General features: G+C 68.3%; 12 protein-coding genes, 3 tRNA genes and 1 pseudogene. 2 read left to right on the top strand and 14 right to left on the bottom strand.

The window, feature by feature from the left end; translation table 11 throughout:
* The first annotated feature begins 280 nt into the window (after positions 1–280).
* A complete protein-coding gene (locus CDO44_RS05725; protein ID WP_087779363.1) occupies positions 281–1,537 on the top strand; it encodes an Hsp70 family protein in 1,257 nt (418 codons plus the stop codon).
* An 8-nt stretch (positions 1,538–1,545) separates the two neighbouring features.
* Here CDO44_RS05725 and CDO44_RS05720 read toward each other — a convergent pair whose 3' ends face one another.
* The 10 genes and pseudogenes from CDO44_RS05720 to gltX form a co-directional block, all read right to left on the bottom strand.
* On the bottom strand, positions 1,546–2,370 hold the full coding sequence (locus CDO44_RS05720) for an META and DUF4377 domain-containing protein (RefSeq protein WP_087779362.1): 825 nt from the start codon (positions 2,368–2,370) through the stop codon (positions 1,546–1,548).
* A 158-nt stretch (positions 2,371–2,528) separates the two neighbouring features.
* Complete coding sequence (locus CDO44_RS05715; protein WP_087779361.1) at positions 2,529–2,684, bottom strand: DUF3309 family protein; 156 nt, start codon at positions 2,682–2,684, stop codon at positions 2,529–2,531.
* A 113-nt stretch (positions 2,685–2,797) separates the two neighbouring features.
* Positions 2,798–3,280 carry a hypothetical protein gene (locus CDO44_RS05710; RefSeq protein ID WP_144389475.1) on the bottom strand — a complete coding sequence of 161 codons (483 nt, stop codon included), beginning with the start codon at positions 3,278–3,280 and terminating at the stop codon, positions 2,798–2,800.
* A gap of 64 nt (positions 3,281–3,344) precedes the next feature.
* The gene (locus CDO44_RS28010; protein ID WP_233146050.1) at positions 3,345–3,527 is read right to left on the bottom strand and encodes a hypothetical protein; all 183 of its coding nucleotides are present in this window, start codon (positions 3,525–3,527) and stop codon (positions 3,345–3,347) included.
* 28 nt (positions 3,528–3,555) lie between these two features.
* A pseudogene (locus CDO44_RS28005) lies at positions 3,556–3,717 on the bottom strand (cytochrome P450); the annotation flags it as partial.
* On the bottom strand, positions 3,689–4,600 hold the full coding sequence (locus CDO44_RS05705) for a hypothetical protein (RefSeq protein WP_233146049.1): 912 nt from the start codon (positions 4,598–4,600) through the stop codon (positions 3,689–3,691). The gene CDO44_RS05705 and the pseudogene CDO44_RS28005, both read right to left, overlap by 29 nt.
* Positions 4,601–4,755: 155 nt before the next feature.
* A tRNA-Asp gene (locus tag CDO44_RS05700) sits at positions 4,756–4,832 on the bottom strand.
* A 37-nt stretch (positions 4,833–4,869) separates the two neighbouring features.
* Positions 4,870–4,945, bottom strand: a tRNA-Glu gene (locus tag CDO44_RS05695).
* A 33-nt stretch (positions 4,946–4,978) separates the two neighbouring features.
* Positions 4,979–5,054 (bottom strand) — tRNA-Ala (locus tag CDO44_RS05690).
* 32 nt (positions 5,055–5,086) lie between these two features.
* On the bottom strand, positions 5,087–6,517 hold the full coding sequence (gene gltX, locus CDO44_RS05685) for a glutamate--tRNA ligase (RefSeq protein WP_087779359.1): 1,431 nt from the start codon (positions 6,515–6,517) through the stop codon (positions 5,087–5,089).
* A gap of 186 nt (positions 6,518–6,703) precedes the next feature.
* Between gltX and CDO44_RS05680 the strand changes: the two genes are divergently transcribed.
* Positions 6,704–9,463, top strand: a complete 2,760-nt coding sequence (locus CDO44_RS05680; protein WP_087779358.1) for a GNAT family N-acetyltransferase — start codon at positions 6,704–6,706, stop codon at positions 9,461–9,463.
* Between the two features lie 51 nt (positions 9,464–9,514).
* Here CDO44_RS05680 and CDO44_RS05675 read toward each other — a convergent pair whose 3' ends face one another.
* The 4 genes from CDO44_RS05675 to CDO44_RS05660 form a co-directional block, all read right to left on the bottom strand.
* The gene (locus tag CDO44_RS05675; RefSeq protein WP_198951305.1) at positions 9,515–10,705 is read right to left on the bottom strand and encodes an MFS transporter; all 1,191 of its coding nucleotides are present in this window, start codon (positions 10,703–10,705) and stop codon (positions 9,515–9,517) included.
* 80 nt (positions 10,706–10,785) lie between these two features.
* A complete protein-coding gene (locus CDO44_RS05670) occupies positions 10,786–14,532 on the bottom strand; it encodes a DUF748 domain-containing protein (protein ID WP_087779357.1) in 3,747 nt (1,248 codons plus the stop codon).
* A gap of 12 nt (positions 14,533–14,544) precedes the next feature.
* Complete coding sequence (locus CDO44_RS05665) at positions 14,545–14,886, bottom strand: TIGR01244 family sulfur transferase (RefSeq protein ID WP_087779356.1); 342 nt, start codon at positions 14,884–14,886, stop codon at positions 14,545–14,547.
* A 230-nt stretch (positions 14,887–15,116) separates the two neighbouring features.
* Positions 15,117–16,082 carry an OmpA family protein gene (locus CDO44_RS05660; protein WP_087779355.1) on the bottom strand — a complete coding sequence of 322 codons (966 nt, stop codon included), beginning with the start codon at positions 16,080–16,082 and terminating at the stop codon, positions 15,117–15,119.
* Between the last annotated feature and the right edge of the window lie 7 nt (positions 16,083–16,089).

The following is a 16,089-nucleotide window of genomic DNA, read 5'->3' as shown; positions in this document are numbered from 1 at the left end:
GCAGATTCGTCAGGCTGACGTTGCCGCGCTGTCGCGGCAAACAGTGCTCGATCTGCTGATATTGGGCTTCGGTGATTTCCATACCCGAAGTATACGAGCAAATTCATTTAGTGTGAACACGCCCTAGGGCGGGGACGCACCGCATCCCCGGGTCCGGGCCATGCTTGCGCATACAATGACGTCGTTCACGTTTTAACACTCGCGCGTCCACGGGGCTCGTCCGCCGCCCCAACCGCCCTGCCGCCCGCCGGCCTGGCCCGGCCGCCTTCCCTTTCCTGCCATGATCTCAAACGCATGCGGCGTCGATTTCGGGACGTCCAATTCCACCGTCGGCTGGTGCCGGCCCCACGCCGCCTCGCCATTGCTGCAGCTGGAGGCCGGCAAGCCCACCCTGCCCTCGGCCGTTTTCTTCCATGCCGAAGACAGCGAGGTCAGCTTCGGACGGGCCGCGGTCCAGGACTACCTGGAAGGCTATGACGGGCGCCTCATGCGAGCGCTCAAGAGCCTGCTCGGCACGCCGCTGATGGAAGGGCACACCGAGGTCCAGGGCCGGGCGCTGCCGTTCCGCACGCTGCTGACGCGCTTCATCGCCGAGCTCAAGCATCGCGCCGAACGGGCCGCGGGCCGGGCCTTCGACCGCGCGGTATTCGGCCGACCCGTCTTTTTCGTCGACGACGATTCCGCTGCGGACGCCGCCGCCCAGGATACGCTGGGCGAGATCGCACGCTCGGTAGGATTTCGCCACGTCGAATTCCAGTACGAGCCCATGGCGGCCGCGTTCGACTACGAATCCCGGGTCGGGGCCGAGGAACTGGTGCTGGTCGTGGACATAGGCGGCGGCACTTCCGACTTCACGCTGATCCGCCTCGGCCCGGCCCGCTCGGGACGCGCGGACAGGCGCGACGACATCCTGGCCAACGGGGGCGTGCACATCGGCGGCACCGATTTCGACAAATACCTGAATCTGCGCACCGCCATGCCGCTGCTGGGCCTCGGCAGCCGCCTGGTCACGGGCAAGGACATGCCCTCCACGCCGTACTTCAACCTGGCCTCCTGGCATACCATCAACCAGGTCTATGCCCGTAAGTCCGTCGCCATGCTGAGCGATCTCTACCACGAGTCGGCGGAGAAGGAAAAGTTGGCGCGCCTGCTGGAGCTGGTCAAGCAGCGCACCGGTCATTGGGTGGCTTTCCAGGTCGAGGAAGCGAAGATCGCGCTGGGGGACTCGCCCACGGTCCGGATGGACCTGGAGCGCATCGAGCCGGGCCTGGCATGCGAGATCACCCGGCGCGACCTCGACTCCGCCATCGATCACCTGGTGGCACGGATCGAACAAACCCTAGCCGGCCTCCTGCGAAGCGCCGGCATTCCCGCGAGCGCCGTCGATACGATTTTCTTCACGGGCGGCTCGAGCAGCGTGCCGCTGCTGCGCGAGCGCGTATCCACGCTGCTGCCCGCGGCCCGCCAGGTCCAGGGAGACGCCTTCGGCAGCATCGGCACGGGCCTCGCGCTGGACGCGGCGCGCCGCCTGGGCTGAGTCACCCGTCAGCGCACGGGAACCTGCTCGCTTTCGACCGTCATGTCGTGCACGTAGACGTAGCGCGACGCATCGGCGGGCGGATTGGCGAGGGTGTAGCGCTTGACCCGCACGATATTGCGCACCCCCGGGGTATGCGTATATCCCTCGATCGTGCCGTAGAACGCCTCCCATTCACCATGGCCCTGCTTGATGCCCGCGGCATCGTAGGTGACCGACCGGACTTGCATGCATTGCATATTGGGGATCAGCGGATGGTTGCACGGCACCGGCTGGGGCGCGATCTCGAGGAACTGGATCTCGCCCGCCGAGCCGTATTTGGTTTCGCTGGTCGGCGTCCCCGCCAGCCACCAGATGGCGCCGTCGGCGAAGGTGAGTTTCAACCCGGGAGAGGCAGCGTCAGGTCGTGCTGCATCGCGGGTGATCTCCCACGATGCCACGGAGGGCAGACGCTCGGCCACGCTGCGCTCGTATTGCATCAAGGCAGGATCGGCACACATGCGCATGGTGCCCACGACCTGGCTGATCTTGATCTTGTCGCCGTCGAGCTGGTAGCCGCCGCCCAGGTTATTGCAGAGGCCCGCCACGGACACCCGCTGGTCCGAGAAAGTCAGCTGGAGTGGCTGGCCGGCGTTCGTGCCGGCAGGCGGCTTGAGCGCCACGCCGGTGGAATTGACCGCCTCGCGCAGTTGCCAGTGGTAGGCGGTCAGCGTGTCGCGCGCGACATTCGCCGCTACCGGACTGGAGGTCCGCATGCCGCCGCCAGGCTGGGCGCAGGCCACGATCCCCTGGGCCGCGATGGCCACGGCCAACCAATGCCAAGTCCGCTTCATGGTTTTTCTCCTTGTTTCGGGCAGCCAAGCGTAGCACTGCGCGACGCTTACCGATGAGGAGACGGCCGATGCTTTTGCAACAACTGTAAGGACATACACCAAGGGGCGGACCCTGCGGCCCGCCCCTTGGTTCGGCCAAGAAGCCTTGCTTTTCCTTCCTATATTCGTCCCATAAGGAGCAGGACGATCAATACGACCAGAATGACCCCGATGATGCCGGACGGTCCGTAGCCCCAGTTGGCCGCGTGCGGCCAGGCGGGAAAGGCGCCGATGAGCGCCAGAAGGAGAATGATGAGAATTATTGTGGTGAGCATGGCGTTCTCCTGGATGGGAAGGAAATGGCCCCGTGCAAGGCCCGCCAGCTCATCAGCAATATCCGCTCCCGAGGACCGGCTGCACGTGGGCCGCCGTCAAATGCGGGCGCCTCTCATCGCTGTGTCGACCCGCTGGACCCGCCGCTGTCCGGCGAAGGCACCGGCTTGCCCGACGAGCCCGTGGACGGCCCCATGTCGGTCCGCGCATCCCGATCGTTGCCGCCGGGCATGGAGCGCTGGCTGGGCGGATTGCTGGTGCTGGTGTCGCTTCCACCTCGGCCGGCCGGCAGCGGCTTGCCCGGCGCCCCGCTCGACGGCCCCATGTCGCTGCGGGACCCGTGTTCGACGGGACCGGTCTTGCGCGACGACTCGGGCGGCGGATTGTTCTTGCCCTGGCCTGCGGGCAGGGGCTTGCCCGACGACCCCGTGGACGGCCCCATGTCGGTCCTCGCGTCGGAATCGTTCTGGCGCTGGGTGTGCGTGCCATGGGTGGTACCGGTTGTGCCGCTGGATCCGGTCTGCGCGATGGCCAGCGGAGCACCCGCGAGCAAAGCGGCGGCGAACAGCGTCTTGCGAACATGGCTCAAGCGTTTCATGGACTTCACCTTTCTTGTGATGGGGTCCGATATGCCGCAAAAGCCGTACCCGCCGCCCGGCCTCTCAGCGGTAGACCCGTACCGGAACGAGCGTGAGCCCATCCTGCGGAAGCGCGGGCAGGCGACGCATGTCGAGGGCGCTGGGTGAATCCGGCAGGTCGTACTCGACCTGGTTGAGCAGCACATCCACGGCCACGTCCAGCCATGGTCGCCTCTTCCCCCGGGCAGCGATGATGCGTCCGCGCATCCCCGCCGCCTTGCGGAATGAACGCGAACTGCCCCGGCGACACCCCGTTGAAGCGCGCGGGCAGGAATCGCTCGGGTTCGACCCAGCTGCGGGGGTCGCGGTTGGTTCCGTACAAATCCAATATGGCCCGGCGCCCACGGACGAGCCGCATGCCCTTCCATTCAACGTCCTCGAGGACGCGCGCCGCCACGGCGGGGAAGAACGGATAATGGCGCCGAACCTCGTTGAGGAAACAGTGCCGGTAGTCCGGTCCGCCGATCCGGAGCAGCGCGCGGCATTCCGGATACCGGTGCATGGCGTGCGCTGCAAAGACGTTGAAGACGGAGACGGCCACGACGGGCCGCAGCAGGTTGAGGAGCTCGGTGGCGGCGACGCCGGCCGTAAGCGGCTCGCCATCGGCGCCCTGGTGCAAGGACACGACATGCAAGGCGCTCCCTTCGGGCGCGCGCATCGCCCCCTGGCGCAGCGCCCGGATGATGCCGCCGAGCCAATGCTCCAGGCGCCTGCGCGCCAGCCTGGAGCGGACGTGGGGCACGATGCCGCGCGGCATCGTCGTATAGCGACACCAGATCGGCGATGCGCTCCCGCATTTGGGCTTCGGCGACGGGCACGCCGGCCCATTCGAATACCGCGCGCCCCAATACCTCCTGGGCCGCTCCATACAGCACGACCGGGCGCCCCGGCACCCAGTGCGAAACCTCCAGTCGCCAATGATGGCGAACCCGTTCCGCCAATGCTTGCAGCGCGTCGGGATTGAGGGCGTGGATGAACAGCGCCTTGCGCATGCGATGTGCCGCGCCATCCAGCCCTTGCACGGCCCGCTTGCCGAATAACGTGGCCTGCACGGCCTCGGGCGCCGCCCCCGAACGGCGGAAATACCGCGCGTCGTAGAAGAGCCGGCTCGCCTCCGCGCCGCTCATGCACAGCGTCGGCTGGAGCAGGATGCGCGCCTCGAACACGTCCGTGCCGAGCTCGCGGCAGCAGGCCGAGATGAAGCGGTAGGGATCGGCAACAAAGGCGGCGGTCGCATCGATGCGGCGATCGCGTGGCGGGGAGTCCGTGAGAGGCGTCATTGCGGGGCTGGACCGGCTCGGATGCGAGGCAGACGCACAGCAAATTGCATACCGCCGGATCGAGCAGCAAGGCCAGGCCAGCGGCAATGCGAGAGGGGTGCAGCAAAAAAGCAAAAAGGGTTAGTGGCTGCTAGCACACTAACCCTTGAAATTCTTGGCGGAGCGGACGGGGCTCGAACCCGCGACCCCCGGCGTGACAGGCCGGTATTCTAACCAACTGAACTACCGCTCCGCAGCGGTATTTTTTACTACTGCCAACTTGCGTCGGCTGGCGTCCCCTAGGGGATTCGAACCCCTGTACTCACCGTGAAAGGGTGATGTCCTAGGCCTCTAGACGAAGGGGACCCGGAACTACAGTACTGCAACAACTTCTTCGACTGGTGGAGGTAAGCGGGATCGAACCGCTGACCTCTTGCATGCCATGCAAGCGCTCTCCCAGCTGAGCTATACCCCCGTCCTGCGAAGAAGTGAGATTATGCACGTTTTTTAAATGTCGTGCAAGCGGGCTAGAACTTTTTCGCGACCAAGCAATGACAGCACTGCATCGATGGCCGGGGTTTGCGCCCGCCCCGTCACGGCTACCCGCAACGGAATCCCGAGGGCCGGCATCTTAACACCATATTTGGCCAAAATGGTCTTCATGAGCGAGGAAATTTTCTCGCGGCTCCACTCGAGCTGCGCCGCCTCGCGCGCGAAGTCGCGCAGCATGGCGCGCGCGGCGTCGGTCAGGTGCTGGGCCACCAGTTCGGGCGGCGTGGCGGCTGGGTCGAACGCTCCGCAGAACAGCATCGCGTCGTCCGCCAGTTGTTCGAGCGTCTCGGCGCGCTCCTTGAGCAGCGCCATGATGGCCGGCAGGTCCACGCCCTGCACCGCGCCGCCGCGCTTGAGGATGCGCGGCGCCACACGCTCGGCCAGGTCGCCGTCGGCGCTGTGCTTGATGTAGTGCGCGTTGACCCAGTTGAGTTTCTTGGGGTCCCACTGCGCGGCGGACTTCGACAGGCTGCGGGTATCGAACCACTCGACCAGCTGATCGCGGCTGAAGATCTCGTCGTCGCCATGGCTCCAGCCCAGGCGAGCGAGATAATTGACCATGGCGTCGGGCAGGTAGCCCTGTTCGTCGTACTGCATGACGCTGACAGCCCCGTGGCGCTTGGAGAGCTTCTCGCCGTCCGGCCCGAGGATCATGGGGACGTGGCCGTATTCCGGCAGCGTGGCGCCCAGCGCCTTGAGAATATTGATCTGGCGCGGCGTGTTGTTGACGTGGTCGTCGCCCCGGATGACGTGGGTGATGCCCATGTCCCAGTCGTCCACCACCACGCAGAAGTTGTACGTGGGCGTGCCGTCCGGGCGGGCGATGATGAGATCGTCTAGCTCGGCGTTGGCAATAGTGATGGGGCCCTTCACGAGATCGTTCCAGGTCACGTCGCCGTCCAGCGGATTGCGGAAGCGCACGACGGGCCGGCGGCCTTCGGGCACCGGCGGCAGCGTCTTGCCGCGCTCGGGCCTCCAGGTTCCGTCGTAGCGCGGCTTGCGGCCTTCGGCGCGGGCACGCTCGCGCATCGCCTCGAGCTCTTCGGGCGAGCAATAGCAGTAGTAGGCCGTGCCGGCCCGCAGCATGCCCGCCAGCACCTCGCGATAGCGCTCCATGCGCTGCATCTGGTAGAACGGGCCTTCATCGTGGTCCAGCCGCAGCCATTGCATGCCATCCAGGATGGCCTGCACCGCTTCGGGGGTGGAACGCTCCAGGTCGGTATCCTCGATCCGCAGGACGAAAGTGCCGCCGTGATGCCGCGCGAACGCCCACGAAAACAACGCCGTCCGCGCCCCGCCCAGGTGCAGGAAACCCGTGGGCGACGGCGCGAAGCGCGTGCGGACGGCCGGATTGCGGCCCGAAGGCGACGAAGAATCGGTGCTCATATGAAAGTTCTTTCTGGTCCTGATATCAGTATTCGGCAAACTGCAACGCCGTAGACTCGTACTACCCGGGGGGCGGCCGAAGGGCGTAGGGGTGGACTATTGTATTGCCCCGCGCCGCCACTTGCGGCGAAACCGCATATCCCTTGAAATGACCGGAGTTGCCGCACCCCGTCCATGAGGAGGGCCATGTCCCGCCACGCCCTGTCGCCCCTGTTCGACCCGCAGTCGCTGATCGCCGTCAGCGACCGTCCACTGCCCTTGATGGCCTCGCTGCCGGCCGCCCTGCGCGCGCGCACCGCCGAGTTCCGGCTCGACGCTCGGTTGCGCTGGACGCTGCCCGCGGAACTGGCCGGCGCAACGGAACGTCCGGATCTGGCGGTGATCGGCGTGCCACGCGCGGCACTGCGCAACACGCTGGAAACGCTGGCGCCGGCGCGGCCGCGAGCGGCCGCCGTCCTCACCCATGAACCTTCTCTCGAAGACAACGAATTCTGCCGTGCCTGGGCCGCCGCGCACGACTGCGTCCTGCTGGGACCGCACAGCTTCGGGCTGCAACGTCCGCATGCCGGGCTCAACGCCAGCGTCCACCCGCTGCTGGGCCGCGCCGGCCGGGTCGCGCTGGTCACGCAATCGCGTTCGATCATGGCCGTGGTCATGGACTGGGCCGACGACAATCGCACGGGTTTTTCCACGGTGGTGTCCCTGGGCGCCGAAGCGGCGCTCGACGTCCCGCGGGTGCTGGATTTCCTGGTGGCGGACCCGCGCACCGACAGCATCGCGCTCTACCTTGAAGACGTGCGCGACGCCCGTGAATTCATGAGCGCCATCCGTGCCGCGGCCAGCGTCAAGCCGCTGGTGGTGCTCAAGGCCGGGCACGGCGAGCGTACGCGCACCAGCGTACGCCCACTGGCGGCACCCGATGCGGCGCCCGCCGATACGGCGGCGCCCGCGCCCCCTCCGCCCATAGCCGCCGACACAGTGTTCGACGCCGCGCTGCGGCGCGCGGGCGCGGTACGGGTACGCTACTTCGTACAGCTCTTTTCGGCCGTGAAGGCGCTCGGTTTCGCCAAGCTGCCCAGCGGCAGGCGCATTGCCGTGCTGGCCAACGGCAGCGGCCCCGCGCAACTGGCGCTCGACCTGCTGGGCCCTGGCCGGCCCGTCATGCGCGCCGCGCTGGCCGACGCCACGCGCCGGGAGCTGGCGGCGACGCTCAGCCCGAACGCGTGGACCGACAATCCTGTGGTGGAATTCTCCGCGCCCGACCCACAAGCCTGCGCGCAAGCGGTCCGCGCCATCGTCGCCGACCCGGGGGTGGACGGCCTGCTCGCCGTGTTCTCGCCCGATCCCGAAGCCGACATGCGCGCCGTGGCCCAGGCCCTGGCGCAGGCCGCGCCCACCGCGCCCAAGCCGGTCATCACCTGCTTCATGGGCGACGCCGCGATGCGGCCGCTGCGGCGCATCCTGGACGACGCGGGGTCGCCTTCGTTCCGCACCCCCGAAGCCGCGGTAGACGCATTCGGCAACCTGGCCACCTACCACTACAACCAGCAACTGCTGCTGCAAACGCCTCCGCCCGAGCCTCCGGGCCAGGAGCCCGACCTGGCCGGCGCACGCATCCTGCTGGACGGCGCCCGGAGCGAAGGCCGGCTGACCTTGACCGAACCCGAAAGCAAGGCGCTGCTCGCCGCCTTCCATATCCCCGTGGTCCAGGTGATCCTGGCGCGCACGCCGGCCGAGGCGGTAATCGCGGCGCAGCAGATCGGCTTTCCCGTGGCGATCAAGATCGATTCGCCGGACGTGGTGCGCAAGTCGGCCGTGCGGGGCGTGCACCTGGACATCCGCAACAGCACCGAGCTCGTCACCGCCTACCATCGCATGCTGGCGAACGCGCACGCGGCCGCACCGCAGGCCCATATCGAAGGCATCACCGTGGAAGCCATGGCCGGGCCGCCAGGCTCGGCCAAGGTCGCGATAGGCGTGGCGCGCGACGCCCTCTTCGGGCCGGTCATCCGCTTCGGTCCGGCTCGTTCGCGCAGCGACAGCCCGGCCAACCGGAGCGTCGAGCTGCCGCCGCTCAATGGCTTCCTGGCCCGGCGCCTGATGGAACGCTCGCCCATCTGGCGCTACGCGCTGGCCGAACAGATCTCGCCGCGCGCGCTCGACATGCTGGAGGACGTGCTGGTGCGGATCTCGGAAATCGTCTGCGCGCTGCCCGACATCGAAAGCATGGACATCGACCCGGTCATGATCGACGGCGACCGGGTGGTGGCCGCGGACACCCGCATCACGCTCACTCGCGAGCCCGCCCGCGAGGCCGATCCGGGCATAGGCGGCTATGCCCACATGGCGATCCACCCCTACCCGGCGCGCCTGGTCCGCCACTTGCAGTTCAAGGACGGCGCCCCCTACACCATCCGTCCCATCCGTCCCGAGGATGCCGCGCCGCTCCAGGAATTCACGCGCCAGCTTTCCGAACACACGCGCTACATGCGCTTCATCTCGTTCATGCGGGAGCTCTCGCCGCGCACGCTGGCGCGCTACACCCAGGTCGACTATCACCGCGAGCTGGCCCTGGTGGCCACCGTCTGGGAGGCCGACCCCGGGCATGCGGGGGAACTGCGCGAGACCATCATCGGCGTAGCGCGTTATCTGCTCTATGCCGATGGCGACAGCGCCGAGTATGCGCTGGTGATCGGCGATGCCTGGCAGCGGCGTGGCCTCGGCATGCAGCTGATGACGGCGCTGGTGGACGCAGCGCGCAAGCAGGGCCTGAAGATCATCGAAGGACTGGTACTGGGGACCAATCGCCCGATGCTGACGCTGATGGCCAAGCTGGGTTTTCGCGTCGATGTGGACGACGAGGACCCCAGCATGCGGCGGGTATGGCTGCGCCTGAACGACGGCCGTTCGCCCCCGGCCGCCACGCCTCCGGCAGCCGGGAGCTAGCGCAGGACTCATCCATGCCGGCGTGGCGCCCAGTCTCGCCGGCGGTGGCCCCTATCCGCGCCTGCGCATGGTCAGGCCGAGAAAACCCAGCGCGCCGGCGGCGGCCAGCGCCGAGATCCCGAAGCCGACGACCATGCCGTGGACCAGCAATGCAGCGCCCAGGGCCGTTCCCAGCCCTATGCCGAAATAGATGCAGGATGCGTTCAAGGCCATTACCAGCGGCGCCTCCTGGGGCGCGGCGTTGGTCAGCCGCAGTTGCTGAGGCGGCGTCTGGCCCCAGCTGCTGAATCCCCAGGCCAGCACCAGCAACCCCACCACGAAGCCCGGCCCGCCCCCCGCCGCGGCCAGCCAGGACATAAGACCGAAGGTCGCTGCCATGACGACGTAGGCGGCGACGGACATCCGCGCCGGTCCCCAGCGATCGGCGCCGTATCCCGCCAGGAGATTGCCCAGCACCGCGCCGATGCCATAGCACAGCAGCATCAGGCCCATGCGCTCGTCGGCCACGCCCAGCGCTTGCAGCGCCGGCACGCTGTAGGCATAGACGATGTAGCACGCCGTCATCCCGATCAGGGTCAGCGGCAGCACCCATGCCACGGCGGGCCGGCGAAGCACGGCAAGGCGAGCGCGCAGCGGCGCGCGCGGCTGTCCCGGCATCGGCGGCATGATCAGGAACACGCCGGCGCCGGCCAGCGCGGAAAGCGCGGCGACCATGCCGAGGGCGGCGCGCCATCCCAGCCATTGACTCACCAGGTTGCCCAATGGAACGCCCAGCGCGGTCGCCACCGTCAGGCCGCCGGTAACCATCGAGAATGCTCGCCCCCGCAGTTCCGGACGTACCAGCGAACCTGCGGCCGCCGTCGCGGTGGGCGTATAGGCCGCCGCGCCCATCGCCGCCAGCGCGCGGCTGGCCAGCAGTATCCAGATGTCGGGCGCCAGCGCCGAGGCGAGGTTGGCGGCCGCCAATATCGCCAAGGCCCACACCAGGACACGGTTGCGCGGCCACGGCGCGGTCAGGGTTGCCAGCACAGGCGCCAGGAGCGCGTAGGTGGTGGCGAAAACGGTGACGGAAAGTCCCGCGAGCGAGTTCGACGACTGCAGCGCATGGGCGATCGACGGCAGGAACCCCGAAACGATGAAGGCGTCGGTACCGACGGCGAACGTGCCGAGCGCAAGAATGGCAATCGAACCCAGGCCGCGTGCCGGAGCCTGGGCCGGGATGGATGACGTCGATGGATTCATGGGTTCGCCCTCGTCTAATCTAGATATTTTATATCCAGATTTCAGGCGGGACAAGCGCATCGCTTGTTCCCCCGGGCGCCCTACTTCAGGCTGAAATCCACGCCGGTCTGCTTGGTCCCTTCTGCCGCCTTGGCTTCGATTCGTGGTGCGATCACGAAGGCCCGCTCGCCCAGCTTGGCCTCGCGCAGCAAGGCCATCACCGCCTGGGCCCGCCTGATCGCCAGTTCGCGCAATTGCTCCGGCCCCACGGCGACGCTGGCGGCCAGCAGCGACTCCATTTCCGGCCCCGGCAACGACTTGGCAAAGCCGATCATGTTGCGCGGCTTGTCGATCTTGGCCGCCTTGTACGCGCTCTCGAGATAGCGGGCGCGTTGCTGCGGATCGAGCGGGGGCAGCGCGTTGCCTTCGGGCTCGTTACCGTCTTTGCGCAGGGCTTCGCGTTGCTGGGCACGGATCAGCGCTTCCACGCCGGCCTTGCGCAAGCCCTCGGTATCGACCGTGGGATTGGCCCGGCCCGCCACGTCCAGGCGCAAGGCAGGCCGGTCGTTCAATGCCTTGACCAGCACGCCTATGCGCTTGCGCGCCTCGTCGTCCAGCACGGCGCTGCCGGGCGCGAAATCGATGTGCGACAGTTCCTCGCCGGAGCCGAAGGCCGAGGCCAGCAACGTGAACGGCGCGGTCACCGCACGCACGATGAGATTGACGAGCGCCCGGAAGATGATGCCGCCGACCGAGAACTGAGGGTCGTCCAGCGATCCCGATATCGGCAGCTCGATGTCGATCTCGCCGCGGCTGTTCTTGAGCAGGGACACTGCCAGCAGCACCGGCAGCTTCAGGGCGTCCGGGCTTTCGACGCGCTCGCCGAAGGTGAGCTGGTCGAGGAAGATCTTGTTGCTGGCCTGCAGTTTGCCATCCTGGATCTGATAGTGCACGTCCATGGACAACTTGCCGCGTTCGATCGCATATCCGGCGTATTTGGCCGCGTACGGCGTCAGCGCCGGCAACTCCACGCCCTTGGCGCTGGCGTGGATGTCGGTGTAGAGCCGCGGGCCGAAAGGATGCAGCTTGCCGGTGATGTCCACCGGGGCATCGCCGTCGACCTTGGCCGACACCTGCACGTCCGCGGGCTGGGTGTCGTTGGACGACACCGCCGAGATGCCGCCCTCGATGTCGGTCAGGTTGGCCCGGTAGTTGGGCTTGACGAAATTGTCGGTGAAATTGATGTTGCCGCGGGCCAGCCGTACCGCGCCCACGCGGATGTCCCGCGGGGCCCCGGCGGCCGGCGCGGACGTCTCGCCCCGGCCCTTGTCATCCTGCGCGGGAGAATCCGCCTTGCTCTGCGCGGCGGGCTTGTCCTCGGTGATCGACCCCGCCTGCTCGCCAGGCTTGACGACGAGCTGCGCCAGATTCAGCCGCCCTTGTTCGCTCAGGATCACGCGGGCGAAGAAGTCCTCCAGCTCGATGTCGCCCAGATCGGCCTTGAGGGTATCGCCGGCGCTGAGGATATTCAGGCGCTTGAAAGCGAGCCGCTTCCATTTCAGGAAGTCCGCGGAGTTGAGCTTGTCGGTCATGTCGAGGCCGCTCACCTCGGCCGCCCCCACCCACGCCACGCGCTGCGGCTGCCTGCCCGTTGCCGCCGCATATTCCAGGCGGCCATTGGCGCCCACGACGAAGCTGTTCACCGTGGCGTTGAGGCGCTCGGCCAGGTAGGGCGCCAAGGCGGTCAGGTTCACGCGATTGGCGCGCACTTGCGCCTTCACCGAGAGCGGCTGCGGCACCACCGAGCCCTTCACGTCGGCGGCGCCGCGTCCCTGGATGGTGGAACGCAGCGCAAATTCGACGGGGGTTCGCAGATCGGAGCCGAGGTTGCGCGCGTCCAGCTGCATGCCGTCCAGGCGCAAGGCAACGCGCGGCTTGACGGCATCGTCGGTCAGCCGCAGCGCGCTTTTCTCCAGCGACAGGGCGTCCACGGCGACCTTCCATGCCGGGCCGGACGGCGCCGGGCTGGCGGACCGGGCCGCCGGCTTCTGCGGGACGGCTACGGAAGCCCAGCCAATGGCCGAGGAGGACGCGCGGTGCGCGGCCAGCGTCAATCCGCTCGCCGCGATGCGCTGCACCCGCAGCGTCCGCTCGGCGGTGTCGCCCGCCACGCCCGTGACGTCAAGGGTATCCAGACGAAGGCTCGAAGCCTTGTCCGAGCTAGGCGCCGCGCGCAGGTTGCGCAGGGCGACCTGGGCACCGCTCCAGCGCACGGCCACCGCCTCGCCTTGCTCCACGTGCACCTTGGCTGCGGCGCCCAAGGTGCCGTCGTCGATGCGCAGCGCCAGGTAGGGCTTCCACAGCGGCGCCAGCGCCGGCAGCGCCATGCCCTCCAGCTTGAGGTCGAGCTCCGCGGCCAGCGGCTGGATACGCACCGGTCCGCCGAGGTCGAGGCGGGCGCCCTCCCCCACTTGCGCGGCCAGCGTCAGCGACGACGGCCGGTCGGGTACGGCGGGCAGGTTCAGGTCCCGCAGCTCGGCCCCCAGGTCGGACACCTGGTAATCGAATTGCGCGCCTTCGTCGCGCCAGTTCAGCTTGCCTTCCTGCAGCGCGACCGCGCCCACCGCGACCCGCCAGCCATCGGCGCCGGCGGCGGGCTGGGGTGCGGCCTTGCCGGCGGCGGCCGGCGCGCCGGTTTCCGGCGGCGCGACCGGCAGGGTTTCGGCCGCGGTCGGCGCCGGCGCCACCGGCCGCTCGGCCTGTTTGGCCGCGGGAGGCGGCGAAGCGGTGGTTTTCTGGAACTGCGCAGCCACCTCGGCCAGGTTGAGGTGGCCGTCCGCCGACCGGCTCGCGTAGAGCTGCGGGGCCGACAGGACGATGCGTTCGGCCTGGAAGCGGCGCGCCAGGGGCTCCAGCGCGAACTTCTCCAGCGCCAGCTTCCTGAACGCCAGCAGTTGCGCGTCGCCCGGCGCACGCACGTCGACGTCCCGCACCGCGGCGGCGCCCTCCAGCCGCACCTTGGGCGGCGCGTTGGCGCCTTCCTCGAATACCAGCTGGGCGTCGGTATCGAGCCGCGCGTGCCTGAGCGTCAGCGGCACCGCGCCGGGAATCGCATCGGCCAGGGCGTCGAGCCCGAAATCATCGATCTTGACGTGTAGCGACGACGAGCGCGGCGTATCGAACGGGCGCGCAGTGCCTTCCAGGTTGAACGGGCTGCCGTTCACGAGCGCCGACAGCCGGGGCTGCACGTCGATGTCGGTGGCGTAGGCCAGCGTGGACAGGAAAGGGATGCCGACCTGCAGGTCGCGCACCGTGTGCTGGCGGCCGGTGACCTTGTCGTCGACGGTGATCTCGCCGCCGTCGAGCTTGACATTGTTCAGCGAGAAGCGTGGCGGCGGGCCGTCGGAGGAAGGCCGGGATGCGAGGCGTTCCAGGACGTCGCTGATGTTGAACCGGTTCGGTCCTTCGCGCACCAGGGCCACCCGGGGCGCGGTGACGGTCAGCGCGTCCACCACCGGGGCGAGCCGGAACAGCGAGGAAACCGAGGCGTTGACCTCGACCTGGGATACGGAAAAATCGGGATTGGCTCCCGCCTGGTCGAGGATGGCGAAATCGTGCACCCGCAAGCGCAGCTTGAACGGGTTGAACGACACCTCGCCCATGCGCGCGGTCCGCCCGAGGACTTCCGGCACCTGGGCCAGGGCGACGCTGCGGACCAGCTTGGGAACGCCCCAGGCGGTCAGCGCCAGGAACAGCAGCCAAAGAATCAGCAGGACGGCGACGATGCGCAACAGCGGCTTGCGCCGCTTCGTGATCCGTGCGCGCGCCTGCGCCAGCGTGAGGGCCACGTCCCGGCCCGCTCAGTTGGAATTGCTGGCGGACATGAACAGCTTGGTCGACCGCGCCCCGCTGCGGCAGAACGCCAGCACCGGCCCGGGCAGCGTCTTGAGCAGCGACGCGAAAGTGGCGACGTCGCCGGGCTGGATGTTGGCGCCGTTGACCGGCTGGTAGACGTACTTCAACCCGGCGGCCTCGGCGGCGGCCTGCATCTGTTCGCTGGACGGCTGCGCCGGACCGCCCTCGAAGTCGGGACGGTTGTTGATGACGCTCTTGAACCCGGCGGCCGCAACGGCCGCCATGTCTGCCGGCGCCAACTGGGGGGCCACGGCGAAATTTTCGGTGAGGGAGGTAAATGCGGACATGTTGGTCTCCGGGGGAAGTCCACCCCCTACGCGCTTCGCGCGCCCCCTCGGGGGCGCACCGGCGGACCGGCGGAGCCGGACCCGCTGTGCCCTGGATCGGGCGCGAAAGCCGGCTCACGCTACGGGGGATCGATAGGGGGTAATCCTAACTCGGAGACGTCCTTCAGACAAACGAAATGCGCAGGATACGTCCAGTTTCCGCGCCGCCCGGGCGGGCGGCGCGGAGGGCGTCACGACGTGCCCGCCTTGCCGTGGATCTCGATGACGACCCGGCGGTTCGGCGCCAGGCAGGCGATCAGTTCGCTGCGGCTGCGCTGGTTGCATTGCACGACCGGCTCGCGCGACCCCCGGCCCTCGGAGCTGATCTGGCCGGACGGCACCCCGGCGTTGACCAGGTAGCGCACGACGGTCGAGGCGCGCTCCTCGGACAGGCGATCGTTGTAGGCGGCGCTGCCCAGCCGGTCGGCATGGCCGATCACCCGCACCCGCTCCACGTCCACGCTGCGCAGTTCCTTGCCGATCTCGTCCAGCCGCCGCCGGCCTTCCGGCGAAATGCTGGCGAGGTCGGACCGGTCGAAGGCGAACAACGCGTCGGCCCCCAGCGTGATCTGCCGCGGCGCCGGCTTGACCGGCGCGGGCGCTGGGGGAGGCGGCGCGGCGACGGGGCGCGGGAACACGAAGTCGGCGCATTCGCGGCGATTCCAGTTGCCGGCCTCGGTACGCATCTCCTTGTCGAAGCGCAACTGGTATTGGCAGGTGATGAACTCGTTGCCGTTGCCGGTGCGGAAATTGAAGATGTAGTTCCAGGTGCGGACGCCGAACACGCCTTCGCTGAAGTGCGGGGGACCGAGCAGGTCGTAGACCTGGGTCTTGGTCATGCCCGGGATCATCTGCCTGAGGTTGTCCAGGTTGACGAAGGTTCCTTCCTTGAGCGAAGCCGAGTCGCGCGCGGGGAACGTCACCGCGGACTGCGCCGCGCCGTTGCCATTGGCTGCCGAGGGTGCGGCCGCCGACGGCGAGGACGAAGGCGAACTGCGGAACATGGAGCAGCCGCCGAGCACCGTGAGCGCTACCACGCAGGCGGCAAGCGCGGCGGAGCGCCGGCTCCCGCCGACGCGCCGCCCCAAGGCCGGAATCGCCCCACCCGGGGGCAGTGCCGCCGCGGCGCGGCAAGCGTGGGGGATCTGTTCTGACATCCTGATC

Origin of the sequence: Pigmentiphaga sp. NML080357, from assembly GCF_002188465.1 — a bacterium.
Classification (GTDB): Bacteria; Pseudomonadota; Gammaproteobacteria; order Burkholderiales; family Burkholderiaceae_B; genus Pigmentiphaga.
The sequence above is the reverse complement of the archived record's forward strand: the minus strand, read 5'-3'. Positions and strand labels throughout refer to the sequence as shown.